Here is a 23,591-nt window from a genome sequence, read left to right on the forward strand (position 1 = left end):
AATACGCATCGTCGGTGCGTGAGTTGTGCTATGAAACTGGCTTGGGCGCGTTATCGTCCGCACCAATCCAGGAGGAATCGCAAATGGCAGAATTTGGAATTTCGATGTTCCCGACCGACTACGCAATCCAGCCCGTCGAGCTTGCTCTTGCCGCCGAGCAGCGCGGCTTCGAGTCGATGTTCTTTCCCGAGCACACGCATATCCCTACCTCGCGCAAGACGCCGTTTCCGGGCGGCACCGAGTTGCCGAAGGAATACTGGCATACGCACGATCCATTCGTGGCGCTCGGCGCGGCGGCCGCCGTCACCAAGAAGCTGAAGCTCGGCACCGGCGTATGCCTGGTGATCGAGCGCGATCCGATCACGCTTGCGAAGGAAGTCGCGTCGCTCGACATGATCTCGAACGGCCGCGTGATTTTCGGAATCGGCGCGGGCTGGAACGTCGAGGAGATGTCGAATCACGGGGCCATCTTCAAGAAGCGCTGGAAAATCGTGAAGGAGAAGATCCTCGCGATGCGCCAAATCTGGACCAAGGAAGCGGCTGAGTATCACGGTGAATTCGTGAACTTCGATCCGATCTGGTCCTTTCCAAAGCCGGTGCAGGCGGGCGGTCCGCCGGTGCTGCTGGGCTCGCAATCGCCGAAAACTTTCGATCGCGTCGCCGAATACTGCGACGGCTGGATGCCGATAAATTTCCCCCGGTACGATCTGGCGGCCAGCGTGAAGGCACTGAGCGAAGCCGGCAAGAAGGCGGGCCGCGACAAGCTGCCGATCTCGATGTTCGGCGTGGATCCCGATGAGGGTCAGATCAAGAAATTCCTCGATATGGGTCTTGACCGACTGATTTTTGCGCTGCCGGCGGCGTCGCGCGAAACGATTCTGCCGATGCTCGACAAGTATGCGGAACTGAAAGCAAAAGCTCACTAGGAATCGCAGGTCGTCACGGATTTGCGGAGGGATCCCCCCTCGGGGGGATCCCTTTTTTTCAGTTGAGGGCGGCAGCTTGGTTCGTCGGGGGGTCTGCGAAAAGCCTTTTGGACCTCAAAAGCAGGCAAGATTTATTTGTCGAGACCGCTTGACACAATTTCGCGAGCCTGATTAGTCTAGCCGCCTTATCGGGAATGCTGTCTAAAAAATCGAAATACGCGCTCAAGGCTCTGATGGTCCTTGCCAAGGAACATGGACAAGGACCGGTGCTGATCTCGGATATCGCACGCCGGGAGGGGATTCCGCCCAAGTTTCTGGAGCTCATTCTGCTCGAACTCAAGAACCAGGGAATCCTGCAGAGCAAGAAGGGCAAGGGGGGCGGGTATTTCCTTGGCCGTGAGCCTCATCTGATTAGCGTCGGCCATGTTATACGCGTCTTAGATGGGCCTATTGCGCCGTTGCCATGCGTCAGTAAAACCGCCTATATGCGATGCCGCGAGTGCCGCGACGAGAAAAGCTGCGGTATCCGGCTGGTGATGAAAGAGGTGCGGGACGCGACCGCGAAAATCATGGATTCGACCTCGCTCGCAGACATGCTTAAGCGCGTGGAATCGGTGGTGACGGGCAAGGAATCGCTGAGTTTCGCGATATAATTTTTTGGGGATTAGTCTAGTCAACTAATAGGATAACAATGAAAATCGAATCGTCGCCGACCAGCATTGCTTCGAATTCATCGGTACCCGAAAGCCACGAGCAGATCCTCGAACGGATTGCTCACGCAATCAGTGGCGTACGGTTCGGATCGGTGGAAGTCGTAATCCAGGACTCGAAAGTCGTCCAAATCGAACGCAAGGAAAAGTTCCGCTTCGACAGAGGTGGCGGGCGCTAGCGAGGCGGCTGCATCCCTGATTTTTTTAATTGAGGCGCCGCCGGACCAAGGAAGGATCGGGCGCGCCGCGATAAACGTAATGAGTATCAACTTCGAGCTGACCGGGCATCCGGAGGTTCCCCAGAGGGTGAGGGACGTCCGCGATGAACAATTCAGCGAAACCGTTTCTGCCGGCGGTTTTAGTGCTGGCGCTGAGCGGGATTTTTCCCACTGGATCGGCGCAAGCTCAAAACCGGCTGACCGACGAGCAGAAGAACCAGGTCATCTCTGAGCTCAAGGAAGAGATCAAGAAACTCGAGGCGCGGGTGGAGACGCTCGAGAGCCTCGACCAGAAAGTGAAAATGATCGACCGCAAGCTGGAAGTGCAGCAAGAGACGGAAATCGCCAAGGCGAAGGAACTGCCGGTCGTCAAGGCCGGGGCGCAAGGCTTTTCCCTGTCGTCGCCTAATAATGAATTTCAATTCAAGTTAGGCGCGCTGCTGCAGGGCGACGGGCACTTTTTCACCAGCGGCAACGATAAACCAACGACCGGCAGTACCTTCTATCTCAATCGTGCGCGGCCGATCTTCACCGCCACGGTCTTCAAGTACTACGAGTTCAACCTCACGCCGGACTTCGGCCAGGGCAAGGTTACGCTGCAGGATGCGTACCTCAACTCGAGTTGGTACCAGCAGGCGCAGCTACTCAGCGGAAAGTTCAGATCGCCGTTCGGCCTCGAGCGGCTGCAATCCGATCGTGACCTCGCCTTCTCTCAACGCGCCGAGACGGAAAACCTGGTGCCGAACCGCGATATCGGCGCGGAAGTGCATAGCGATTTGTTCGACGGGCGCCTGACCTATCAACTCGCGCTGATGAATGGTGTGCCGAACAACACCGCCAGCGTCGATTTCGACAACAACGACGGCAAGGATTTCCTCGGCCGCGTGTTCGCGCTGCCATTCAAGAAATCCGACAACCAGTGGTTGCGCGCAATCGGCGTGGGATTCGCGGGCACCTACGGCGACGAACGCGGCAGTACCGTCTCGACGTACAAGACCTACGGATCGTCCACGTGGTTTTCGTACAACAAGGGCGTGACCGCGTCGGGCGAGCGCTATCGCCTGTCGCCGCAGGCTTATTACTACAACGGGCCGTTCAGCATGATGGCGCAGTACGTTTCCGATCGGCACACGCTGAACCGCTTCGTCAAACTCACGAAAGGTTTGGTAAACGATACCGAGACCTTTACCGACGACGGCTACAGCGCGCAGGCAACCTACGTTCTGACCGGCGAGGATGCGTCGTACTACGGGGTCAAGCCGTACCACGTATTTGACCCACGCGTCGGCACTATCGGGGCGTGGGAACTCGCCGCTCGAATCAGCAATGTTTCGACCGACTCGAGCCAGTTCAAACTCAATTTCGCCAATCCCACGGTTTCGGCGCGCACCGCGACGGAATGGGCGGTTGGTATGAACTGGTATCTGAATAATTTCATCAAGTGGCAATTCGACTATGCGCGCACCTTTTTCGACAAAGGCGCGGTATTCGGCGACCGTCCGGACGAAAGCGTGTTCGAGACGCAACTGCAGATCGCATTCTGAAGGGTGGAGCAATCGGCGATGCGATCGAGACTCGAACCAATCCGAACGGAGCGAAAGATGCCCAAGTTCAATTTGAGGCTCGCCGCTGCGACGATCGCGGCGAGCCTCATGCTCAATCTTGGTGCAGCGTACGGCAAGGAGATCACGCTGCTCAATGTCTCCTACGACCCGACGCGCGAGCTTTACGAAGCGGTGAACGCGCAGTTCGCGAAGAACTGGAAAGCAAAGACCGGCGACGACGTTGCGATCAATCAATCGCACGGCGGCTCGGGCAAGCAGGCGCGCGCCGTGATCGACGGGCTCGAGGCGGACGTCGTCACACTCGCGCTGGCCGGCGATATCGATGCGATTTCCGAGAAGGCCAATCTGCTGCCGCCGAACTGGCAAAAGCGGCTGCCCGACAACAGCGTGCCGTACTTCTCGACAATCGTGCTGCTGGTGCGCACCGGCAATCCCAAGAAAATCCACGACTGGGACGATCTGGTGAAGCCGGGCATCGCCGTGGTGACGCCGAATCCGAAGACCTCGGGCGGTGCGCGCTGGAACTTCCTCGCGGCGTGGGGATACGCGCTCAAGAAAAACGGCGGCGACGCGGACAAGGCCAAGGACTACGTCGCGGCGCTGTACAAGAACGTGCCGGTACTCGATTCGGGCGCGCGCGGCGCGACCACTACGTTCGTCGAGCGCGGAATCGGCGACGTGCTGATCGGATGGGAAAACGAGGCGCTGATGGCGCGCAAGCAATTCGGCAAGGACAAATTCGAGATCGTCTATCCATCGATCAGCGTCCAGGCGGAACCGCCGGTGGCGTGGGTCGATAAGGTCGATAGCCGGCACGGGACGGCGAACATCGCGAAGGCGTATCTCGAATTTATGTACACGCCGGAGGGACAGGAAATCGGCGCGCAGAATTTCTATCGTCCGCGCGATCCGGCGGTGGCGGCGAAATACGCGAACCAGTTCCCGGCCGTGACGTTTCTCACGATCGACGGCGATTTCGGCGGATGGAAAACCGCGCACCAGCAATTTTTCGGCGACGGCGGCGTGTTCGACAAGATTTATCTGCCCGGCAGTTGACGCGAATCGCGGGCACGAAAGCAATGCGGTGAAACTTGAGCAAGGAGGAAATGCGGCTGAGATCGATTAGCGCCTGAGATCGATTAGCGCCTGAGATCGATGGCATCGAAGAAAAATAACGTGTTGCCGGGCTTCAACCTGACGCTCGGCTTCACGCTCGCTTATCTCGGAATCGTGGTCTTGATTCCGCTTTCGACGATCTTTTTCAAGACATTCACGCTGACGTGGGCCGAGTTCTGTCATGCGGTGATGTCGCCGCGCACGATTGCGGCCTATCGGCTGAGCTTCGGCGCGTCGCTCGCGGGCGCGCTGATCAACTCGGTGTTCGGCTTTATCGTGGCGTGGACGCTGGTCCGCTATGAATTTCCGGCGCGCAAGCTGATCGACGTGATGGTCGATCTGCCGTTCGCGCTGCCGACTTCGGTGGCGGGAATCACGCTCACCGCAATCTATGCGCAGAACGGATGGCTCGGGCGTGTGCTCGAGCCGATGGGGGTCAAGGTGGCGTTCGCGCCGCTCGGCGTGGTGGTCGCGCTGACCTTCGTCGGGCTGCCGTTCGTGGTGCGCACGATTCAGCCGGTGCTGGAGGACCTCGACGCGGAATACGAGGAAGCAGCGGCGACGCTCGGCGCGGGCCGCATGCAGACGTTTATCAAGGTGATCGCGCCGGCGCTGATTCCGGCGCTGCTCACCGGCTTTGCGCTGGCGTTTGCGCGCGCGCTCGGCGAGTACGGCTCGGTGGTGTTCATCTCGGGCAACATGCCGATGCGCACCGAGGTGGTGCCGCTGTTGATCATGGCGAAGCTGGAGCAATTCGACTACGCGGGCGCGACGGCGATCGCAGTGGTGATGCTGGTGGTGTCGTTTCTGCTGTTGCTCGGCGTGAATGTTTTGCAGCGCTGGAGCAGTCAGCGGCTGACCGCGTGAGGATTGGGAGTAGCGATGCTCGAGAATTTCGGTTGGCTGATTCAACCTGAGACGCAGCCGGGCAAATCCGCGACGGCCGATCCGCCGCTGGTGCGGTTCGCGCTGATCGCAATCGCGATGCTGTTCCTCGGGCTGTTTCTTTTTATCCCGGTGGCGGCGGTATTCGCGCAGGCGTTGCAGCAGGGCCTCGGCGCATATCTGAAGGCGATCATCGATCCCGAGGCGCGCTCCGCAATTCGGCTCACGCTGATGACGGCGGCGATCGCGGTGCCGCTCAACGTGCTGTTCGGCGTGGCGGCGTCGTGGGCGATTGCGCGCTTTGATTTTCCCGGCAAGCAGTTCCTGATCACGCTGATCGACATCCCGTTCTCGGTCTCGCCGGTGATCGCCGGGATGATGTTCGTGCTGCTGCTTGGGGTGCGCGCGCCGCTCGGCGGATGGCTCTACGATCACGGGATCAAGATAATTTTCGCCGAGCCCGGAATCGTGCTCGCGACAATTTTCGTAACCTTCCCACTCGCGGCGCGCGAGTTGATTCCGATCATGCAGGCGGTCGGCAGCGAGGAAGAAGAGGCGGCGATCGTGCTCGGCGCCGGCGGCTGGAAGACGTTTCTGCGCGTGACGCTGCCCAACGTCAAGTGGGGCTTGCTGTACGGGATGGTGCTCTGCAACGCGCGCGCGATGGGCGAGTTCGGCGCGGTGTCGGTGGTCTCGGGCCATATCCGGGGGCATACCAACACGATGCCGCTCTATATCGAGATTATGTACAACGACTATCACTACGTGGCCGCGTTCGCGGTGTCGTCGCTGCTCACGCTGCTGGCGATTGCGACGCTGATCGCGAAGCATTTCCTCGAGCGCCGCGTGATTCCTGAGATGCAAAAAGAGGTGCGCGAAATCGAGACCAAGGTGGCGGCATGAGTATCGAGCTGCGCAATATCAGCAAGAAATTCGGCGATTTCGTCGCGCTCGACAATATCAGTCTCGAGATCGAGACCGGCGAATTGGTCGCGCTGCTGGGACTTTCAGGCTCCGGCAAAACCACGCTGCTGAGAATAATCGCGGGCCTCGAGACGCCCGACCGCGGCGAGGTGCTGTTTCACGGCGAAGACACGTCGTCGGTCAGCGTTCGCGATCGCAAGGTCGGCTTCGTTTTTCAGCATTACGCGCTGTTTCGGCACATGACGGTGTTTGAGAATATCGCATTTGGGCTGCGGGTCCGTCCGCGCGGCACGCGGCCGAGCGAAGCCGAAATCGGACGCCGGGTTCACGAACTCCTCAAACTGGTTCAGCTCGATTTTCTGCACGATCGATATCCGTCGCAGCTATCGGGCGGACAGCGCCAGCGCGTCGCACTGGCGCGCACGCTCGCGGTCGAGCCGAAGGTGCTGCTGCTCGACGAACCGTTCGGCGCGCTCGACGCGAAGGTGCGCCAGGAGTTGCGCCGCTGGCTCCGCCGCTTGCACGACGAGATCAAGATCACCAGCGTGTTCGTCACGCACGATCAGGAAGAAGCGCTCGAGCTGGCGAATCGAATCGTGGTGATGAACCAGGGACATATCGAGCAAATCGGCAGCGCGGAGGAAGTCTATCATCAGCCGGCCAACGCGTTCGTGTACAATTTTCTTGGCAACGTGAACCTGTTCCACGGGCGAATCGAGAACGGCAAAGTGTTCATCGGCGATACCTCGGTCGAAGTCGATGACACGCACGCGCACGTTCATCCCGAGGGCGGCAAGGCGGTGCTGTACGTCAGGCCGCATCGATTGGAAATCGTGACCAAGTCCAACGGCAAGCAGGCCTTTCCGGCGACCGTCAAATCGATCAATCCCGCGGGTCCGCAGGTGAAGGTCGAATTGATCGCAGCGTGGGGAGATTTGGTGCAGGTCGAGATCGATCACGAGCGCTACCAGGAACTTAAGCTGGCGACCGGCGCCAATGTTTATCTGCGGCCGAAAGAACAGAAGCTGTCCATGTACCAAATCTGATCTTTTCAGCATCCTAATAGTCAGTGGCGTGAATCCGGGATGGTCAGTCGCCATCGGGAACGAACAAATCGGTATGGGGGTTCGTCTATACATCGCAGGATTAGAGCAGAAACCCCACAGGCTAAAGCCTGTGCCACAATGAAGCGGCCGCCGACAGCTTTTCTCAGAGTTTCTGGAGATTTAGTCGGATGATCGATTTCGCCAGCGATGTCATTCTGAGGCGAAGGCTGCGCAGCCGAAGAATCCCGGATCTCGGAACTGCGTCGTGCTGCACCCTCACCCGCCTCATCGCTGACGCGCTTCGGCTTCCCTCTCCCGCAACCAAGCGGGCGAGGGAGAAGAACGAGATCCTTCGACTCCGGCAGCCTGCGCTCAGGATGACGGCAAGAAAGACGCGCGGCGGCGAGAGCACGCGTGCTGGGACTGATGCTAGGATGACGACGTGAACGACAACGGCACTGCGCTGATCGGGCGGCGCGCGTTCCTCGCCGCGCTGGGATTGATTCCGGCGGCAATCGCGCTCGGCTTCGACTATAATGTAACCGGCGCGGCCGCGGCGGCATCTGATGAAAACGCGCCGGGCGCGGCGAAGGTCGTCACGGTCAAGCTGGTCGAATTCACGGATTCCGGCGAGAGGAAGGGAATCGTCATGGCTGAGAAAGTCGTAAAAACCGATGAAGAATGGCGCAAGCAATTGACGCCCGAGCAGTACAAGGTCGCGCGCAAGAAAGGCACCGAGCGGCCGTTCACGAATCTCTACGCCAACAATCACGACAAGGGCATCTATCGATGCATCTGCTGCGGCAACGCGCTGTTCAGCTCCGACACCAAGTTCGAGTCGGGCACCGGATGGCCGAGTTTCTATGAGCCGATCGCGCCCGAGAACGTCCGCAACGAGAGTGACCGGTCCTTTTTCGTGCGGCGCACCGAAGTGGTGTGCGCTAAGTGCGACGCGCATCTGGGACACGTATTCGACGACGGCCCCGCGCCGACCGGTCAGCGCTACTGCATGAATTCGGCGGCACTCAATTTCGCAAACGCCGACGGAGCGAAGAAATCCTGAAGCGGGAGTCAGGCCGACGCGACCGCATCGCGGGAGCGATTCGAGTAGCACGGACAGCTTGCTCGCGTAGCACCTGAAAAGGGGCCGGTGATCGATGAGTCCCATCGATGCGCGCACGTACCGGGTCGAGGCGACGCTCCGCGACGGCGGAGCGATTTGCATTCGCGCGATTCGGCCCGACGACAAAGCGCGGCTGCTCGAGCATTTCGCGGGGCTCAGTCCGCAGTCGGTCTATTTTCGTTTCATGGGAATTCGGCGCGAGCTTTCGGAACGCGATCTCAAGGACCTGACCGAACTGGACTTCATCAATCACGTCGGGCTGGTGGCGACGATCACCGAGGGCGGGGTCGAGCGGCTGGTCGGAGTCGGGCGGTACATCCGCGGCGCCCACCCGGAGCGGGCGGAGCTGGCGTTCGCGATACTCGACAAGCATCAGGGACGCGGAATCGGTACGCTGCTGCTCGAGCATCTGAACCATATCGCGCACGCCAACGGAATCACCGAGTTCGAGGCGAATGTGCTCGGCGACAACACTCGGATGCTCGAGGTGTTTGCGCATAGCGGGCTCAAGGTTCGCCGCTCGTTTGAATCGGGCGTAGTACATTTGTACTTTTCAACCGACGAGCCGGGCGAATCTTCCGGCGAGTGACTCTTCACCGGTACGCCGAACGAGGTGAGCGATGTGCGCAGTCGAGTATTTCACCGAAGGTGAGGTTGCCATCGTAACGATCGACCGGCCGGAGGCGAGGAACGCGGTCGATCGGCCGACGGCGATACTGCTCGCGGAAGCGTTTCGGCGCTTCGATGCGGACGCGGCGCTGTCGGTGGCGATCCTGACGGGCGCCAACGGGACGTTCTGCGCGGGCGCGGACTTGAAGGCGGTCGCGAGCGAGCGCGGCAATCGCGTCGGCGCCGATGGCGACGGTCCGCTCGGATGCACGCGGATGCTGCTAGGCAAGCCGGTGATCGCGGCGGTCGAGGGATTTGCCGTCGCGGGCGGACTCGAACTCGCGCTCTGGTGCGATCTGCGGGTCGCGGCGCGGGATGCGACCTTCGGCGTTTACTGCCGGCGCTTCGGCGTGCCGCTGGTCGATGGCGGTACGGTTCGATTGCCGCGGCTTATCGGGATGAGCCGCGCGATGGACATGATTCTCACCGGACGCGGCGTGTCGGGCGAGGAAGCATTTGCGATGGGGCTCGCGAATCGAGTCGTCGAGCGTGGCGGCGCGCTGATGGCGGCGCGCGAACTCGCAAAATCGATCGCGGCATTTCCGCAGCGATGCGTGCGATCCGATCGAATGTCGGCCTACGAGGGCTGGGGCTTTACGATCGACGACGCGATGCAGAATGAGTATCGGCACGGAATCGCGACGATCAATTCGGGCGAGACGCGCGCCGGCGCGGAGCGATTCGCGGCGGGCGTCGGCCGTCACGGCAAATTTTGAGACGGGCGAAATAATCCTCGCACGCCCCATTGTTTCGTATTGATGCGTCCTGTAGAGTTACGACCAAGCCAATCGTGGCTTATGCGCGCGTCGGATTCCGTGACGCCACACCTCCCAACTCATCAGACCCATACGTTCGGCGTCACAGCCAATCGGAATCCGGGGTACTGAACCAAAGGATTCTTTTTGTCGTTTTCTCAATTTTCCCTATCACCCGAGATCCATCGTTCAATCAAAGACCGCGGCCATCACACACCGACCCCGGTCCAGGCAGGCACGATCGCGGTTGCGCTCGAAGGGCGCGACATCGTGGCGACGGCCGAAACCGGCAGCGGCAAGACCGCGGCCTTTCTGATTCCGACTATCGATCGGTTGCATCGCAAGCAGGTGCGGCATCTCGCCGCGCTGGTGATCGCGCCGACGCGCGAACTAGCGGCGCAGGTCACGCGCGAATTCGATTTGGTCGCGCGGCATACGCATATCCGAGCGGCGACGATCGTGGGCGGCGAGTCGGAGCGGCGTCAAATCGAGGAGATCCGCAAGGGCGCGCAGGTGCTGGTCGCATGCCCGGGGCGGCTGATCGATTACATCGATCGCGGCATCGTGAAGCTCGACAAGATCGAAGTCGTCGTGATCGACGAAGCGGACCGCCTGCTCGACATGGGCTTCCTGCCGCAGCTTAGAAAGATCATGCGGATGGTGCCGAAGAACCGGCAGACCATGATGTTCTCGGCGACGATGGCGAGCGGGCCGGAGATAATCGCGCGCGAGTTTCTCTCGACGCCGGAGCGCGTGACGATCGGCGGCAAGAGCGCGCCGCCGGCCTCGATTCGGCAATCTATTTACCCGGTCACGCTCGAGAACAAAGGACCGGTGCTGCTCGAGATTCTGAAACGCCCCGAAGTCGAAAGCGCGATCGTGTTCACGCGCACCAAGAGCCGCGCCGATCGCGTCGCGAAGATGCTGCAGCGATCGAATATCAAGGCGGTGCAGATTCACGGCGACCGCTCCCAGAGCCAGCGCAACGCGGCGCTGGCGGGATTTCGCACGCGGAAGTTCCGCGTGATGGTGGCGACCGACGTCGCTGCACGCGGGCTCGATATCGCGGGCGTCTCGCACGTAATCAACTTCGATTTGCCCGACGAGACCGAAGGCTATATTCATCGCATCGGCCGCACCGCGCGGATGGGCCTGGCGGGTGAGGCGATCAGCCTGGTCACGCCGGAAGAGCGCGTGAGCCTCGCGCGACTCGAGCGCACGCTGGGCAATTCGCTCGATCGCGAGCACGTCGAGGGGTTCGAAAAGCTGGAAATCCTGGCGCCGAAGCCGGTCACGGTGTTTCGATCGTCAGGCGCGCGCAATCGCTCGACGCGCAATCGCCCGCGGTCGCGTTGGGCCTGACCTTCCCGACAGTTCCAATCCAATATTGATTGAACGCGGAGCCGGACCTAGACGGCTCCGCCCGGATCGAGCACGAACGGCCGCAGCCGTCGCAACTCGACGTGGCGCCGATCGTGTTGTCGCTGCTGAAGAGCGGGCCGTCGGCGCAAGCCGCGCCGAGTCCGATCAGTGCGGCAACGGTCCCGTCAGAGACGCGCGCTGCGAAATCTCAATAAAGTTGCCGTCGGGATCGCGGATGAATGAGATGCGCGCTAATTCACCGAGCGTCACCGGGGCCGCGCCTTCCTGCACGCCCATCGCGATGAAGCGATTGTGCTCCTCGTCGCAATTGCGAACCTGAATCGTGATGTAGCGGATTCCGACCGCGCGCATCGCACCGATCACGTCCATCGGGCTCGCGGATGCGGCTTGGGGCGCGCGAGTCGCGGCGGCGTCCTTGGCAAAACTGACGATCGTGTCGCCAATCTGAAAGCGACCGGCGCCGAGCTTGCGCCCTTGCAGCGCGGCGCCGTAAAAGCGCTCGAAATCCGCCTCGTCGGTGACGTCAAGCTGAATCTCGATCTGCCTGATACCGCGTTCGCCCACCGGCACCAGTTCGATATCGTTGCCGTCGGGATCCTGCAATTTGGTAGGCGTCGATGTGTTCGGATCGGCGATAACGAGCCGCCGATAGCCGCCTGGTTGGCGCGGCGGCACCGCGTCGCGGGAGGCATTGAGCTTCAGCACCGAACCGAGCATCCCGAACCGATGCTGCTTCAGGCCGGGGCCGACCGGAAGAATCTCCTCGAACGGCAGGCGGACCCGCTCGGCGTAGAAGGCGCGCATCGCGTCCACGTTGTTGGTAAACAGCCCGACATCGATGAATTGCTTGGCAAGTTTCATAGCGGTCTGAATCTCCCGCGCCTGACGCTCGATTGCAAGCGTATCGTCGACGAGAACTCCCAATCTAGAAGGCGAGGCGGGGCGCGACGTCGGGCGCGGTTTTGCCGCTCTCGCGGCGCGCGTACGCTTCGATTCGTTCGGTCAGCCGGCGCGCGAAATGGCGGAAGTTCGCGAGTTCGGCAGCGGGGAAATCGGTCCAGATCGCATCGATCGCTGCCTGGCGCGCCTCGCGCATGCTGCGCAGAATCCGGCGGCCCTTTTTGGTGAGCGCGTAATTGCGGTGGCGCCGGTCGCGAGCGGCGATTGCGACCTCGATCAAGCCGTCGTTCAGCAGTTGGCCGAGAATCCTGGAGACGGCGGCCTGCGAGCTTTCGCGGCTCCGCGCGAACATCGAGGGCACGAAGTGCTCGGTCTCGATTTGCTCGAGCACACGCCATTGCTCGACCGTGACGCCGGCGTCGCGGGCGAGCGAGGCGCGGCGCTCCTCGAACAACTCGCTCAGGATGCCGAGTTGCTCGATGGCAAGGTGGATGTCCTTCATCCGAGATAACTGTTGCATCATTCATATTATTAACTATAGTTAAGTATAATCGCAATCGTCTCACGGAGAGAGAGGTTCAGGGAGGCCCGAATGTCAAATACGCAGAGCTGGAGTCCCGAAAAATATGCGGAGAACGCGCGCTTCGTGTCCGATCTCGGCGCGCCGGTGGTGGAATTGCTGGCGCCCAAAGCGGGCGAAAAAATCCTCGACCTCGGATGCGGCGACGGCGCTCTGACGATCAAGCTGGCGGCGATGGGATGCAACGTGATCGGCGTGGATTCGAGCGCGCCACAGATCGCGGGGGCGCGCAAGCTCGGCCTCGATGCGCGCGTGGTGGACGGTGAACGGCTCGAGTTTGGGCCGGAATTCGACGCGGTGTTCAGCAACGCTGCGATTCACTGGATGAAGCGCGCGGACGACGTAATTACGGGGGTCTGGAGGGCGCTGCGGCCGGGCGGGCGGTTCGTCGGCGAATTCGGCGGAGCGGGCTGCGTCGATACGATCAAGCGGGCGCTGGTCGAGGCGCTCGGGCGGCGCGGAATCGACGGGGAAGCGCTGAATCCGTGGTATTTTCCGACCGCCGAGGACTATCGAGCGCGCTTGGAGCGTCGCGGCTTTGCGGTGCGGTATATCGCGCTAATCCCGCGGCCAACCCCGCTGCCGACCGAGATCAACGGCTGGCTCGAGACCTTCGCACAGAGTTTCATGACGCCGCTCAAAGGGCCGCAACGTGGGGATTTCATTGCGGAAGTGCGGGAAGCGCTGCGGCCCAAGCTGTGCGACTCAGAGGGCAAGTGGTTCGCCGATTACATACGGCTTCGCTTCGCGGCCGACAAGCCGAAGGCCTGATGGCGTTGGATGACTTGATCGGTATCGGGCACAATCCCGTATCGTGAGCCTGTTTCGAGAACTGCATGAAAGATTGCTCCGGCAGGGGCCCGGCTCGGATGCGGCGACCCGGCGCGCGCTCGGGCTGGTGCGGGGACTGCCACCGAAGCCGAGGATTCTGGACGTCGGGTGCGGGTCGGGAGCGCAGACGATCGTGCTCGCGGAGAGCACCGGCGGGGAGATCGTCGCGGTCGATTTGGATCAGCGGTTCCTCGATAAGTTGATGGATCGCGCAAGTTCGGCGGGAGTCGCGGCGCAAATCACAGCGATCAAGGGCTCGATGTTCGAGATGGACTTCGCCGAGGGTTCGTTCGATCTGATCTGGTCGGAAGGCGCGATCTATATCGCGGGTTTCGCCGCTGGACTCAGTACCTGGCGGCGGTTTCTCAAGAACGGCGGATGGATCGTGGTCTCGGAATTGACCTGGCTGGCCGAAGAGCGCCCTGCCCCGGCGGTCGAATACTGGGCGCGCAACTATCCGGCGATGAGATCGGTCGAGCGGAACCGGAAGATTGTTGCTGAAGCGGGTTACGACGACGTCGAGACCGTCGTCCTGCCGGCAGAGGACTGGTGGAGCAACTACTATGGTCCGGCCGAGGCGCGCGTCGCCGAGCTGCGATCGAAGTACGCAAATGACAGGGGTATCCTCGCCGAATTGGACGAGATTCAGCGCGAGTACGATCTGTTCCGCCTCCACTCAGACAGCTACGGCTACGTCTTCTATGTGATGCGCAGACCAGCGGTGTAAAAGAGATTGGAAAGGAAATGACTTCCGAAACCTCCCGCAGGTTTCGGGCTTCCCGTTGTGAAAGGATGCGGGCTCCGCCCTGTTAGTAAATGGAGATAGAACGGGGAACGGAGAAAAGAGACAAGGGGAATGGTCTGGGCTGGCTTTCGGGGGCATCGATACGCAGTGGAAATGCGGGCTGAACGCCGAAGTACCGGCAAGTTCGGGCGGTGGACAAGAGGCGGGGTTCAGTGAGATGCGTAGGATGCGGGTCGCGGTCGATCGAGACGATCGAATTGCGGCGGAGACCAGCAACCGTATCATCGCAGAAAAGGAGAATCGTCCATGAACAGCGAACAGAAAAAAGCTCTCGTCACGGAAACCTGGACCGCGTTCGGCAAGGGCGATATGAAAACGGCCTTTGCGAACATGTCGGACAATGTGAGCTGGGTGGTGCCCGGCACGACGCCGAACGTGTCGGGGCTGAAGCGCGGCAAGGATGAAATCCTGAAGTTCATGTCGGGAGTCGGACAGATTTTTCCTGAGGGGCTGAACAGCGAAATCAGGAAGACTTTTTGCGACGGCGACACGGTGATTATCGAACTGACAAATCGCGGCAAGGTGTCGAATGGGAAGACATACGAGAATGAGTATTGCTTCATCTTCGAACTGGAAGGCGACAAGATTCGCCGAATCCGCGAATACGTCGATACGCAGAAGGCGAAAGAGATATTGTTCAGCTAGTCATTTAGTATTGACGCGCGAGGCAGGCCGATGACGATCGATCGCAGCGCCGTCGAAGCCTTGCTCTACCTGGAGGCGCGTCTGATGGATGCGCATCGATATGACGAGTGGCTTGCGCTCTGGCACGACGACGCGACTTACTGGGTGCCGTGCAACGACGACGATATCGATCCGGCGCGCAACGTGTCGATCATCTATGATCGGCGCGGGCAACTGCGTAGCCGCATCCAGCGGCTGAAGGAAACGGCGTGGCTGCGGGAGCAGACGCCGCGGCTCCGGCGGGTGGTGTCGAATATCGAGATCGAGTCGGCGACAGGGGCGGAAGTCGTAGTCAATTCGGCGTTCATCCTCGCTGAATTGCATCATCATGAGCAGTATCTGTGGGCCGGCAGCACTACTCACAAGCTGGCGCCGGAGGACGGCGGTCTCAAGATAAAGTATAAAAAAGTAGTATTACTTAATAATAATGAAGCACTGCCGAACTTGCTATTTCTCATATAGTCAAGTGTGGCATGAAGAGTGTTAGCTAGTGAGATTATCGAGTGAATTTGCGTCGGTCGAAGTAGATATTAACGAGTGCGGCAACGGACCGCGGCTTTTGATTCGCGATGCGCGCAGCGGCAGATGCATCCTGCTCGATCCGCTCGAGCTGACGGCGCTCGCGTGGGCGCGGCACGAGGAGCTGTTGCCATTTCTCGATCCGGCGAAGTAGCGGGAAAGATGTGTCGGACATTGTCCTGCACCCTCACCCGCCTCATCGCTGATGCGCTTCGGCGACCTCTCCCGCAAAAAAGCGGGCGAGGTATAAGACGGCAGCTCCTCTCAGGATGACGGAGAGAGTGAAACAAGATGTTATCGCCAGCGGTGAATCGCGGAGTGATCGCGTGATCAGGGTCGGCTTTATCGGACTGGGCGAGCAAGGCAAGCCGATGGCAATAAATCTGGCTAAGGCCGGGTTCGAGCTGACGGTGCATGACGTGCGGCGGGAGCCGGTCGAGGAGCTGGCGGCGATGGGCGCGAGGGTCGCGGAGTCGCCGCGCGAAGTCGGCGCGCTGAGCGATGTGATCGAAGTCGTGGTGGTGGATGACGCACAAGTCGAAAGGGTCGTGCTCGGCGACGATGGAATCGTGGCGGGCGCGCGGCCGGGGAGCGTCGTAGCGATACACAGTACGGTGCGGCCGGCGACGATTCGCAAGGTGGCAAGCGAATGCGGACGTCGCGGCATCGGCGTGATCGACGCGCCGGTAAGCGGCGGCGCCTTCGGTGCCGAGCAGCGGGCGATGAGCTACATGGTCGGGGGAGACGCGGAACTAGTCGAGCAATGCCGTCCGGTGTTCGAGACGTCGGGCAAGAGCATCCTGCATGTCGGACCGTTATGCGCCGGCATGACAGCCAAGCTGGCGCATCAGGTGATCATCTGCATCAACGTACTAGCGACCAGCGAAGGCATGGCGCTCGCCAAAAGGTCGGGTCTTGATCCTTCGCGGGTGCAGGAGGTAGTGCGGGCAGGAGGCGCGCAAAGCCGAATCGCGGACAATTGGGTCAAGCACGCGCCGGCGGCGAACGCGATCAAGTTGTGGCGCAAGGACCTGGAGCTGGCGCTTGAGTGCGCGGATGAACTAGGTCTCGAGTTGCCGGTAACCAGCCTGGTAAGACAGGTGTTCGAAAGAGTCACTCAGCTATGACTGACCGAAGGCGCCGCGCGCGACGCCCAGGAGACGAGCTATGGCATCGATGCCGACCTCGCAGGTGAATTACCGGGAACTTATCCAGAGCGATCGCATCAGCGGAAGGCTTTACTACGATGCAGCGATCTTCGCGGAAGAGCTGGAGAAGATCTGGCATCGCGAGTGGGTCTATGTAGCGCATGAGAGCGAAGTGCCGGAGCCAGGGGACTACGTCACGCGGCAGATAGGCTTGCAGCCGGTGATCGTGTCGCGCGACGAGGATCGGCACGTGCATCTGATGCTGAACCGGTGCATGCATCGGGGCAACACGGTGTGCCAGAGCGATCGCGGCAATTCGCACGCCTTTCGATGCGCTTATCATGGCTGGACCTACGACAATCGCGGTGCGCTGGTAGGCGTGCCCTACGCGGCGGGCTATGATGCGTCGTTCCGCAAGCAGGAGTTCGGTCTGGCGAAGGCGCCGCGCGTCTCGGCGCATCGCGGGTTGATCTTTGCGAGCCTGAGTGCGAGCGGACCTACACTTGATGAGCATCTTGGTCCCGCCAAGCGCCTAATCGATCAGTTTGTTGACCTATCACCTGAAGGCGAAGTCGAGGTGAGGTCAGGAGTGCTCAAGCATTCCTATAAGGGCAACTGGAAGATGGCGCTGGAGAATTCGGTGGACGGCTACCATCCAAACATCCTTCATCATGCGGCGATGGCGATGATGATGAAGGGCAAGAACGACATGGAGTCGGTGTTTGGCGAAGGGAGCGAGGCTTACGCGCGCGACTTAGGGAACGGCGCGGCGCAATTGGACCTTAATCCGGTGCATAGCAAGCATGGCGGCCGGGTAGTGGCGCCGGCATGGAGCAAAGAGACTGACGTCGAGTATCGGGCCGCGATGGAAAGGCGGTATGGAGCGGAGCGCGCGGAGAAGATCCTGGCGGGGGGGCCGCCGCATTTTTGCATTTTCCCCAACCTGATTTTCATCCTGAATCAGTTCCGGGTGATTCAACCTATAGGTGTAGAAGAGACGGTAGTCTGCTACTACCCGGCACTGCTTAAGGGTGCGCCGGAAGAAATTAATCGGCGGCGGCTCACTGAGACTTACCTGATTCACGGGCCGGCGGGACGCGTCGCGCCGGACGATATTGAGGCCTATGAGCGCAACCAGGTCGGGTTTCGCGCGCGGGTTAATGAGTGGCTGGTGCTAAGAAGAGGGTTGCATCGCGAAGTCAAGGACGATCGCGGCGGCAATGGCGGGATAGCGGGTCATGAGACGGATGAGACTACGCAACGCGGAATCTGGCGGCATTACCGCGAGGTGATGACGCGTTAGCACCGGAATAGTCGAGTAACAGAAAAACAGTATCGCAGCAGGAGGATCAAGCTATGGCAAAGCATGGACATCTCAGTTTGAAGAATGCGGGTTACTCGATGCCGGCGGACGCGGCGGCGTATCAGCGGCCGCCGTTCTACTATCGAGGCACGCGCTCGATTGCGGTTGCCTTTGAGACTGACGCCGACGCTGCGCTGGAGGCATTGCCAGAGCCACTGACGCTGAGCGATCCGGCTACCGCGGTGCTTTCCTTCTATGAATACCCGTGGACTACCTTTGGACCTTACAACGAGGCGATTTTATCGGTACTGGTCGAGCATAAGGGACGGCCGATGACCTATATCATGCATATAGCTGTGACGACTGAGCCGCCGATGCTGGCCGGGCGCGAGATCTGGGGCTTTCCCAAGAAGCTTGCGCAGATCGAATTCAAGAGTGAACGCGACATGATCTATGGCACCCTCGAGCGTCCGGCGGGAATCCGGCTGGCGAGCGCGATAGTTCGGCCGGAACGGCCAACCGACAGTGGGCACTCGGCGCCGCGGCCGCCGGTGAGCCTGAGACTGATTCCTTCGGCAGAGGAGAAAGGACGTCCTTCTGTTGCGGAAATTATCGAGACGACGACGGAAGTGAAGGTGATCGAAGGATGGACGGGCGTAGGCTCGGTGGTGTTTGCCGAGGGATCAAAGCTGGATCCGTGGGGACGGCTGCCGGTCAAGCGAGTAATACAGGCGAGCTACATGCTGAGTGAGATGACGCTGGGCTTCGGCAAGGTGATCGATCACCTGGAGTAGGAAGGAGCAGCACCGGAGGAATTTCCGAAACCTCACGAGGGCAATAATATACTTGACTGACCACGCTCGATCTGTCATGTTTAGAGCATGAAGGCTCCAAGCACACTCCAGCATGCGATTCAGTATTTCCAAGACTTCGAGAACTGCAAGCGTTTCATGATCGAGATGCGCTGGCCGGACGGCAAAGTCCGATGCCCGACCTGCAAATCAGCGAAGGTTACGTATCTCGAAAACGCGCATCTGTGGAAATGCTACGCGAAACATCCGCGTGCTAAATTCTCGCTCAAGGTCGGAATCATTTTCGAGGACTCGCCAATCGGTCTCGACAAATGGCTGCCCGCGATGTGGCTGATCGCCAACTGCAAGAATGGAATCAGTAGCTACGAAATGGCGCGTGGACTTGGCGTCACACAGAAAACCGCGTGGTTCATGGATCACCGCATTCGGCTCGCGATGCAGAATCGTTCGCTCGATATGTTCTCCGGTTCAGAGATTGAAGTAGACGAGTCTTTTATCGGCGGCTCCGCTCGATTCATGCATAAAAACAAAAGAGGCAAGATCACCGGCACGGGCGGGACTGGCGGCGGCAAAGCCGTCGTGATGGGGTTGCTGGATCGCAACACGAAGAAGGTTCGGTTGCGGCACGTTCGCGATACGAGCGGCCCAACGCTTCAGGGTGTCGTGCGCGAATACGTTCAAGGCGGTTCATACGTGTTCAGCGATGCGTGGCGTTCGTACAACGGACTTAGTCAAGATTACGTTCATCAAGTGATCGACCACGCGGAAAGCTACGTTTAAGGCAACGTGCACACGAACGGCATCGAAAATTTTTGGAGTCTGCTAAAGCGCGGTCTGAAAGGAACATACGTCAGCGTCGAGCCGTTCCACCTGTTTCGCTATCTCGATGAGCAGGCGTATCGATTCAATGAGCGCAAGCGGAACGATGGCGAGCGGTTCATCGGCGTTGCCAGTTCCGTTGCGGGCCGACGGCTGACGTATGCGGACCTGACCGGCAAGACCGAATCGACGGCTGAACCATTACCGGCGTAAGCAATCGCGGGGTAAGCGGCAACGTGTTACGCTCTCACCCGTGAAATCTCCGAAGGTTGAAGATTTAAAATTCGAACCAGGGGCCGCGTTTGATCGCCTGCGCAAGCTGGCGCGGAGCGTTCTCGCCGTGAAGAAAGGGGAGATTGATCAGAAAACGGCTAAACAGCCGCGCAGGAAGCGCCCCCTTGCGGGGGCGCGTTCGTAATAACGCGCGGGCTTTCCGCACTTGGCGTCACCGTCCTTTCCCCTTCCGCGGGCGGAAGATGCTACCGCGCCGCGATTTCGATAACACCGATTCGCGGCGCCGTTTATAGCAAACCTAGCGTCCATATTATAAAATTATGATAATAACAGCAACGCGCGGACCTGCTCCGCTACTTGACATACGGTTTTTATGATACTCTGATGTTGCCGTGGACTCTTTTCGAACTTGTGCCACCTGGAGAAACAAAGGGCGTCGTCTCGGTTTGGAAAGACGGAGTTGCAAAAAAAGTCTGGACAACATTTCAAACTCGCTGGCGAGACATGCGAAAGGTGCATCAGGCGCAGTGGCCGCCCACATGGGCAACTCCTGTGGTTGGCTATTCAGGCATATTAGAAATGCGACTCAAAGTTTCGCAGCACCAATATCGCCCGCTTTTCATTTTTGGTCCGCCGCGGGCCAGCATTATCTTTGTGTTCATGGCCGATGAAGTTGGGGATGAGTTTGTCCCTAAAGATGCGCCGGATCGCGCGCAAGCGATTAGAACGGAAATCATAGAAGGTCGGAGCAAATTCGAGGAACTCGACAATGATCAATAAGTTCAAAAAGTTGTGGGCTATGTTGCGAGACGAAGATGCTCGAAACGCTTTCGTGTCATCGACTATTGCGGCGCGGCTGGCGGTTCGAATCTACAATCTTCGGAAGCAAGCAGGTTGGACGCAACCCGAACTCGCAGAACGTGCGCACATGAAGCAAGCACGCATCTCCGTCTTGGAACAAGGGGACTACGAGAATTTTACTTTCAGTACTTTGAAAAAGATCGCGGCGGCTTTCAATGTCGCGATCGTAATCGACTTCGTTAGTTTCCCTGAATTTCTTAGATGGAGCGAAAGTCTCACGGCTGAATCCGCAGGGCCGGATTCGTTTGATGAAAGTAGTCGAAAAGGAATCGACGCATTCCTGCCAGAGGAACTTCGCGACTTGCTCTCAGCAAAAGTGCAAGGAGTAATCGAGGACACCTTTGCGCAGGCTCGACAAGGCGCATTGCAAGAACAAACCAAGGGACAGCCACTTTCCAGCGTTCCTATTAGCGGAAAAAACGGAACGCGACAGTATGCTGTTCCGTATGTAGGACAATGAGACTTCTAAACGTCTATCAAGCACAAGTGGCTCGGATCGTTCGTTCTATTGGTAACTATGGCTATGTGCCCGACACTGTTAAAGCGGTTGTCGATAGATACAACTTTGTTAAGTATCCGCAGGGCGCAGACTTGATAATGGATGTCATCAGTCCAAAACCGCTCACATTTTCGCAAGGGAAGGTCGTAATCGACGATCGCGTAATCGTAGTCGAGAAAATGGAGATTTACCAAGGCGGTCTTCTCGTAACTACTCGTAGCAACACAACAGATTCGATTCTGGTCCTCGACAATGCGTTGGGCTGGGCTAGTGAAAGGTTCGGAATCAAATACGAAGAGATATTCCCTGCCCCTATGTATTTCAGTCAGTTGGAAATTGGCTTGGAACTGCCCCTTCCTCAATGCTTTCCTCAGGTTTCAACCATAGGTTCAGCAATATCCAAGCGTCTCAGCAAATTTTGGGAGAAGCCGCCCCGGTTCGAGATGACTGGCTTCACGTTTTACTTCGACAAGTTCAAGTATCCGGCACATTCTCCAGTGCCATTTAAACTTGAGCGCCGTGCGGAGAATCCATTCGAAAAAGAAGTGTATTGGACCGAAGCTCCGCTGAGCACAGACGATCATGTCGCAGTACTAACTGAATTTGAACAAGCCTGTCTGATCTAGCCCCGAAGTTAAGAAATTCACCGACCTGTCACGTCATGGCTACCTTATCAGGTTCGGTCAGTCAAGTTGGCCCGCTCCCCGAATTCCCGCCAATCATAAGTAGAGACCGCCGGTTATTTCGCCCTCCTGGGGCGGTTGCCGTTCCTGTCCTTTAAGCGCCGCGAACTCGGCCGGTGTCAAGGCGCCGAGACTGCCGTGCGGTCGCAAGTGATTATAGTCGTGACGCCATGCCTCGATCGTTTCGCGCGCCTCGGCGAGCGTGAGGAAGACCTGCTCGTTGAGGCATTCGTCGCGCAGTTTGCTGTTGAAGCTCTCGATGAAGGCGTTCTGCACCGGCTTGCCCGGCTCGATATAGTGCCAGTCGAGTCGTCCGGTGGCCCAGCGCAGCACCGCACCGCTGGTTAGTTCCGTGCCGTTGTCGCTGACGATCACCTTGGGAGTACCGCGTTCGAACCCCAGGTGCTCGAGTTCGCGGACCACGCGTACTCCGCCCAGCGAAGTATCGACCACGGTGGCCAGGCATTCGCGGCTGAAGTCATCGACGATGCACAGGATGCGGAAGCGGCGGCCGTCGCTGAGTGCGTCTGACACGAAGTCGAGGGACCAGCGCTGGTTGATCGCGTTGGGCAACCTCATCGGCGCCCGCGTCCCCAGCGCGCGCTTGCCCCTCGGCGCCGGCGTACCATGAGTTGCTCTTCGTGGTAGAGCCGATACAGCTTCTTGTGATTCATCGCGTGCCCTTCACGCGCCAGCATCCAGCCCAACCGTCGATAGCCGAAGCGCCGCCGCTCCGCGGCCAGCTCGCGCAGTCGTTGTCGGACCGTCGCATCGTCCGGCCGCTTGCGCTGGTAGCGCAGCGTCGAACGATCCAGCCCTACCAGCCTGCAGGCGTGCCGCTGACTCAGCCCGTGGCGCTCCATCACCCTGCCCACCACCTGTCTCTGCAGCGCAGGCCTCAGACGTTTTTTCCGAGCAGGTCCTTGAGCGCCGCGTTGTCCAGCATCGACTCCGCCAGCAGCTTCTTCAGGCGCCGGTTCTCGTCCTCCAGCGACTTCAGGCGGCGCGCCTCCGACACCTCGAGCCCGCCGTACTTCGCTTTCCACTTGTAGAACGTTGCGCTCGAGATCCCATGCCGGCGGCATACTTCCTCAGTCTTCGCCCCGGCCTCGTGCTCGCGCAGCACGCCGATGATCTGCTCCTCGCTGAAGCGTCTCCCTTTCATCGTCCGTCTCCTTTTTCAGGCGACGGACTCTACCTCATTTCGGCTGAGTTTTCGGGGTGCAGGCCAAACTATATTATTGCCCTCACGAGGTTTCGGGCTTCCCGTGGCGATGAGGATGCGCGCTACGCGCTGTTAGTAGAGGAGTAGAGATCGTGGATTCGGAGGTATCGCTGACTTCTCTAGTGTAGGGCTACCTAACGGGTGGAGTTTACCCTGAACCTCGAAGGGGCCGCTTCCTGGGGCGACGCGAAGCGGACTTCGGGCCGCAGGGCCGAATCGCGATAAGATAAGATGCGCGCTACGCGCTGTTAGTAAAGGAGTAAGTCAAGAGACGGCAGCTATATGCCAGTATCGTCAATGATGCGACGCAGTGCGGGGAAAGACTGGGAATTGAACGATCGTTCAAGAGGATTGACATCGAGGCCCGG

Annotated in this window: 25 protein-coding genes and 2 pseudogenes; 24 read left to right on the forward strand and 3 right to left on the reverse strand. The window is 59.5% G+C overall.

Features of this window, described 5'->3' with window-relative positions:
* Nucleotides 1–83 precede the first annotated feature (83 nt).
* The 12 genes from Q7S58_RS06995 (at nt 84) to Q7S58_RS07045 (ending at nt 11,299) form a co-directional block, all read left to right on the forward strand.
* Nucleotides 84–926 carry an LLM class F420-dependent oxidoreductase gene (locus tag Q7S58_RS06995; protein ID WP_304822582.1) on the forward strand — a complete coding sequence of 281 codons (843 nt, stop codon included), beginning with the start codon at nt 84–86 and terminating at the stop codon, nt 924–926.
* Between the two features lie 194 nt (nt 927–1,120).
* A complete protein-coding gene (locus Q7S58_RS07000) occupies nt 1,121–1,579 on the forward strand; it encodes an Rrf2 family transcriptional regulator (protein ID WP_304822585.1) in 459 nt (152 codons plus the stop codon).
* 38 nt (nt 1,580–1,617) lie between these two features.
* A complete protein-coding gene (locus Q7S58_RS22100) occupies nt 1,618–1,815 on the forward strand; it encodes a YezD family protein (protein ID WP_370655468.1) in 198 nt (65 codons plus the stop codon).
* A 143-nt stretch (nt 1,816–1,958) separates the two neighbouring features.
* Nucleotides 1,959–3,398, forward strand: coding sequence for an OprO/OprP family phosphate-selective porin (locus tag Q7S58_RS07005; RefSeq protein WP_304822588.1), 1,440 nt, complete (start codon nt 1,959–1,961; stop codon nt 3,396–3,398).
* A gap of 57 nt (nt 3,399–3,455) precedes the next feature.
* Nucleotides 3,456–4,475, forward strand: a complete 1,020-nt coding sequence (locus tag Q7S58_RS07010; protein WP_304822590.1) for a sulfate ABC transporter substrate-binding protein — start codon at nt 3,456–3,458, stop codon at nt 4,473–4,475.
* A 99-nt stretch (nt 4,476–4,574) separates the two neighbouring features.
* Entirely contained in the window at nt 4,575–5,402 is an 828-nt protein-coding gene (gene cysT, locus Q7S58_RS07015) for a sulfate ABC transporter permease subunit CysT (RefSeq protein ID WP_304822593.1), read from the forward strand.
* A gap of 15 nt (nt 5,403–5,417) precedes the next feature.
* Complete coding sequence (gene cysW, locus Q7S58_RS07020) at nt 5,418–6,323, forward strand: sulfate ABC transporter permease subunit CysW (protein WP_304822596.1); 906 nt, start codon at nt 5,418–5,420, stop codon at nt 6,321–6,323.
* Nucleotides 6,320–7,390, forward strand: a complete 1,071-nt coding sequence (locus Q7S58_RS07025; RefSeq protein ID WP_304822599.1) for a sulfate/molybdate ABC transporter ATP-binding protein — start codon at nt 6,320–6,322, stop codon at nt 7,388–7,390. Before cysW ends, Q7S58_RS07025 begins: the two co-directional genes overlap by 4 nt.
* 442 nt (nt 7,391–7,832) lie before the next feature.
* Entirely contained in the window at nt 7,833–8,453 is a 621-nt protein-coding gene (gene msrB, locus Q7S58_RS07030) for a peptide-methionine (R)-S-oxide reductase MsrB (protein ID WP_304822602.1), read from the forward strand.
* 94 nt (nt 8,454–8,547) lie between these two features.
* Entirely contained in the window at nt 8,548–9,102 is a 555-nt protein-coding gene (locus Q7S58_RS07035; RefSeq protein WP_304822605.1) for a GNAT family N-acetyltransferase, read from the forward strand.
* Nucleotides 9,103–9,133: 31 nt separating this feature from the next.
* A complete protein-coding gene (locus Q7S58_RS07040; RefSeq protein ID WP_304822608.1) occupies nt 9,134–9,898 on the forward strand; it encodes a crotonase/enoyl-CoA hydratase family protein in 765 nt (254 codons plus the stop codon).
* Between the two features lie 186 nt (nt 9,899–10,084).
* A complete protein-coding gene (locus Q7S58_RS07045) occupies nt 10,085–11,299 on the forward strand; it encodes a DEAD/DEAH box helicase (RefSeq protein WP_304822611.1) in 1,215 nt (404 codons plus the stop codon).
* 165 nt (nt 11,300–11,464) lie between these two features.
* On the opposite strand, the gene Q7S58_RS07050 is transcribed toward Q7S58_RS07045, so the two are convergent.
* Nucleotides 11,465–12,181 carry a VOC family protein gene (locus Q7S58_RS07050; protein WP_304822614.1) on the reverse strand — a complete coding sequence of 239 codons (717 nt, stop codon included), beginning with the start codon at nt 12,179–12,181 and terminating at the stop codon, nt 11,465–11,467.
* Between the two features lie 64 nt (nt 12,182–12,245).
* Nucleotides 12,246–12,743 carry a MarR family winged helix-turn-helix transcriptional regulator gene (locus tag Q7S58_RS07055; protein ID WP_304822617.1) on the reverse strand — a complete coding sequence of 166 codons (498 nt, stop codon included), beginning with the start codon at nt 12,741–12,743 and terminating at the stop codon, nt 12,246–12,248.
* A gap of 69 nt (nt 12,744–12,812) precedes the next feature.
* Here Q7S58_RS07055 and Q7S58_RS07060 point away from each other — a divergent pair, with 69 nt between their 5' ends.
* The 12 genes and pseudogenes from Q7S58_RS07060 to Q7S58_RS07115 all read left to right on the forward strand — a co-directional run bounded on the left by Q7S58_RS07060 (nt 12,813) and on the right by Q7S58_RS07115 (nt 21,941).
* Nucleotides 12,813–13,571: a trans-aconitate 2-methyltransferase gene (locus Q7S58_RS07060; RefSeq protein WP_304822620.1), complete on the forward strand. Its 759-nt coding sequence runs from the start codon at nt 12,813–12,815 to the stop codon at nt 13,569–13,571.
* 43 nt (nt 13,572–13,614) lie between these two features.
* Nucleotides 13,615–14,358 carry a class I SAM-dependent methyltransferase gene (locus Q7S58_RS07065; protein WP_304822623.1) on the forward strand — a complete coding sequence of 248 codons (744 nt, stop codon included), beginning with the start codon at nt 13,615–13,617 and terminating at the stop codon, nt 14,356–14,358.
* 324 nt (nt 14,359–14,682) lie between these two features.
* Nucleotides 14,683–15,081, forward strand: a complete 399-nt coding sequence (locus Q7S58_RS07070) for a nuclear transport factor 2 family protein (protein WP_304822626.1) — start codon at nt 14,683–14,685, stop codon at nt 15,079–15,081.
* Nucleotides 15,082–15,111: 30 nt separating this feature from the next.
* Nucleotides 15,112–15,582 (forward strand): aromatic-ring-hydroxylating dioxygenase subunit beta, encoded by a 471-nt coding sequence (locus Q7S58_RS07075; protein WP_304822629.1) that lies wholly within the window; start codon nt 15,112–15,114, stop codon nt 15,580–15,582.
* A gap of 28 nt (nt 15,583–15,610) precedes the next feature.
* Nucleotides 15,611–15,793: a hypothetical protein gene (locus Q7S58_RS07080; RefSeq protein WP_304822632.1), complete on the forward strand. Its 183-nt coding sequence runs from the start codon at nt 15,611–15,613 to the stop codon at nt 15,791–15,793.
* Nucleotides 15,794–15,920: 127 nt separating this feature from the next.
* Nucleotides 15,921–16,766, forward strand: a complete 846-nt coding sequence (locus tag Q7S58_RS07085) for an NAD(P)-dependent oxidoreductase (protein WP_304822635.1) — start codon at nt 15,921–15,923, stop codon at nt 16,764–16,766.
* Between the two features lie 40 nt (nt 16,767–16,806).
* Nucleotides 16,807–18,090 (forward strand): aromatic ring-hydroxylating dioxygenase subunit alpha, encoded by a 1,284-nt coding sequence (locus tag Q7S58_RS07090; RefSeq protein ID WP_304822638.1) that lies wholly within the window; start codon nt 16,807–16,809, stop codon nt 18,088–18,090.
* A 53-nt stretch (nt 18,091–18,143) separates the two neighbouring features.
* Nucleotides 18,144–18,884, forward strand: coding sequence for an acetoacetate decarboxylase family protein (locus Q7S58_RS07095; RefSeq protein WP_304822641.1), 741 nt, complete (start codon nt 18,144–18,146; stop codon nt 18,882–18,884).
* An 87-nt stretch (nt 18,885–18,971) separates the two neighbouring features.
* Nucleotides 18,972–19,934 (forward strand): annotated as a pseudogene (locus Q7S58_RS07100) (IS1595 family transposase).
* Between the two features lie 405 nt (nt 19,935–20,339).
* Nucleotides 20,340–20,735: a hypothetical protein gene (locus tag Q7S58_RS07105; RefSeq protein ID WP_304822644.1), complete on the forward strand. Its 396-nt coding sequence runs from the start codon at nt 20,340–20,342 to the stop codon at nt 20,733–20,735.
* Nucleotides 20,725–21,276, forward strand: a complete 552-nt coding sequence (locus tag Q7S58_RS07110) for a helix-turn-helix domain-containing protein (RefSeq protein ID WP_304822647.1) — start codon at nt 20,725–20,727, stop codon at nt 21,274–21,276. The genes Q7S58_RS07105 and Q7S58_RS07110 overlap by 11 nt, the downstream gene beginning before the upstream one ends.
* Nucleotides 21,273–21,941, forward strand: a complete 669-nt coding sequence (locus Q7S58_RS07115) for a hypothetical protein (RefSeq protein ID WP_304822650.1) — start codon at nt 21,273–21,275, stop codon at nt 21,939–21,941. The genes Q7S58_RS07110 and Q7S58_RS07115 overlap by 4 nt, the downstream gene beginning before the upstream one ends.
* A 93-nt stretch (nt 21,942–22,034) precedes the next feature.
* Here Q7S58_RS07115 and Q7S58_RS07120 read toward each other — a convergent pair.
* A pseudogene (locus Q7S58_RS07120) lies at nt 22,035–23,163 on the reverse strand (IS3 family transposase).
* Nucleotides 23,164–23,591 lie beyond the last annotated feature (428 nt).

This window comes from Candidatus Binatus sp., from assembly GCF_030646925.1.
In the GTDB taxonomy this organism is placed as follows: domain Bacteria; phylum Desulfobacterota; class Binatia; order Binatales; family Binataceae; genus Binatus.

Coding starts and splice junctions, on each gene's coding strand:
- Q7S58_RS06995 (WP_304822582.1), top strand. CDS start 84: ATGGCAGAATTTGGAATTTCGATGTTCCCGACCGACTACGCAATCCAG.
- Q7S58_RS07000 (WP_304822585.1), top strand. CDS start 1,121: ATGCTGTCTAAAAAATCGAAATACGCGCTCAAGGCTCTGATGGTCCTT.
- Q7S58_RS22100 (WP_370655468.1), top strand. CDS start 1,618: ATGAAAATCGAATCGTCGCCGACCAGCATTGCTTCGAATTCATCGGTA.
- Q7S58_RS07005 (WP_304822588.1), top strand. CDS start 1,959: ATGAACAATTCAGCGAAACCGTTTCTGCCGGCGGTTTTAGTGCTGGCG.
- Q7S58_RS07010 (WP_304822590.1), top strand. CDS start 3,456: ATGCCCAAGTTCAATTTGAGGCTCGCCGCTGCGACGATCGCGGCGAGC.
- cysT (WP_304822593.1), top strand. CDS start 4,575: ATGGCATCGAAGAAAAATAACGTGTTGCCGGGCTTCAACCTGACGCTC.
- cysW (WP_304822596.1), top strand. CDS start 5,418: ATGCTCGAGAATTTCGGTTGGCTGATTCAACCTGAGACGCAGCCGGGC.
- Q7S58_RS07025 (WP_304822599.1), top strand. CDS start 6,320: ATGAGTATCGAGCTGCGCAATATCAGCAAGAAATTCGGCGATTTCGTC.
- Q7S58_RS07035 (WP_304822605.1), top strand. CDS start 8,548: ATGAGTCCCATCGATGCGCGCACGTACCGGGTCGAGGCGACGCTCCGC.
- Q7S58_RS07040 (WP_304822608.1), top strand. CDS start 9,134: ATGTGCGCAGTCGAGTATTTCACCGAAGGTGAGGTTGCCATCGTAACG.
- Q7S58_RS07050 (WP_304822614.1), bottom strand. CDS start 12,181: ATGAAACTTGCCAAGCAATTCATCGATGTCGGGCTGTTTACCAACAAC.
- Q7S58_RS07055 (WP_304822617.1), bottom strand. CDS start 12,743: ATGATGCAACAGTTATCTCGGATGAAGGACATCCACCTTGCCATCGAG.
- Q7S58_RS07060 (WP_304822620.1), top strand. CDS start 12,813: ATGTCAAATACGCAGAGCTGGAGTCCCGAAAAATATGCGGAGAACGCG.
- Q7S58_RS07070 (WP_304822626.1), top strand. CDS start 14,683: ATGAACAGCGAACAGAAAAAAGCTCTCGTCACGGAAACCTGGACCGCG.
- Q7S58_RS07075 (WP_304822629.1), top strand. CDS start 15,112: ATGACGATCGATCGCAGCGCCGTCGAAGCCTTGCTCTACCTGGAGGCG.
- Q7S58_RS07090 (WP_304822638.1), top strand. CDS start 16,807: ATGGCATCGATGCCGACCTCGCAGGTGAATTACCGGGAACTTATCCAG.
- Q7S58_RS07095 (WP_304822641.1), top strand. CDS start 18,144: ATGGCAAAGCATGGACATCTCAGTTTGAAGAATGCGGGTTACTCGATG.
- Q7S58_RS07105 (WP_304822644.1), top strand. CDS start 20,340: ATGTTGCCGTGGACTCTTTTCGAACTTGTGCCACCTGGAGAAACAAAG.
- Q7S58_RS07110 (WP_304822647.1), top strand. CDS start 20,725: ATGATCAATAAGTTCAAAAAGTTGTGGGCTATGTTGCGAGACGAAGAT.
- Q7S58_RS07115 (WP_304822650.1), top strand. CDS start 21,273: ATGAGACTTCTAAACGTCTATCAAGCACAAGTGGCTCGGATCGTTCGT.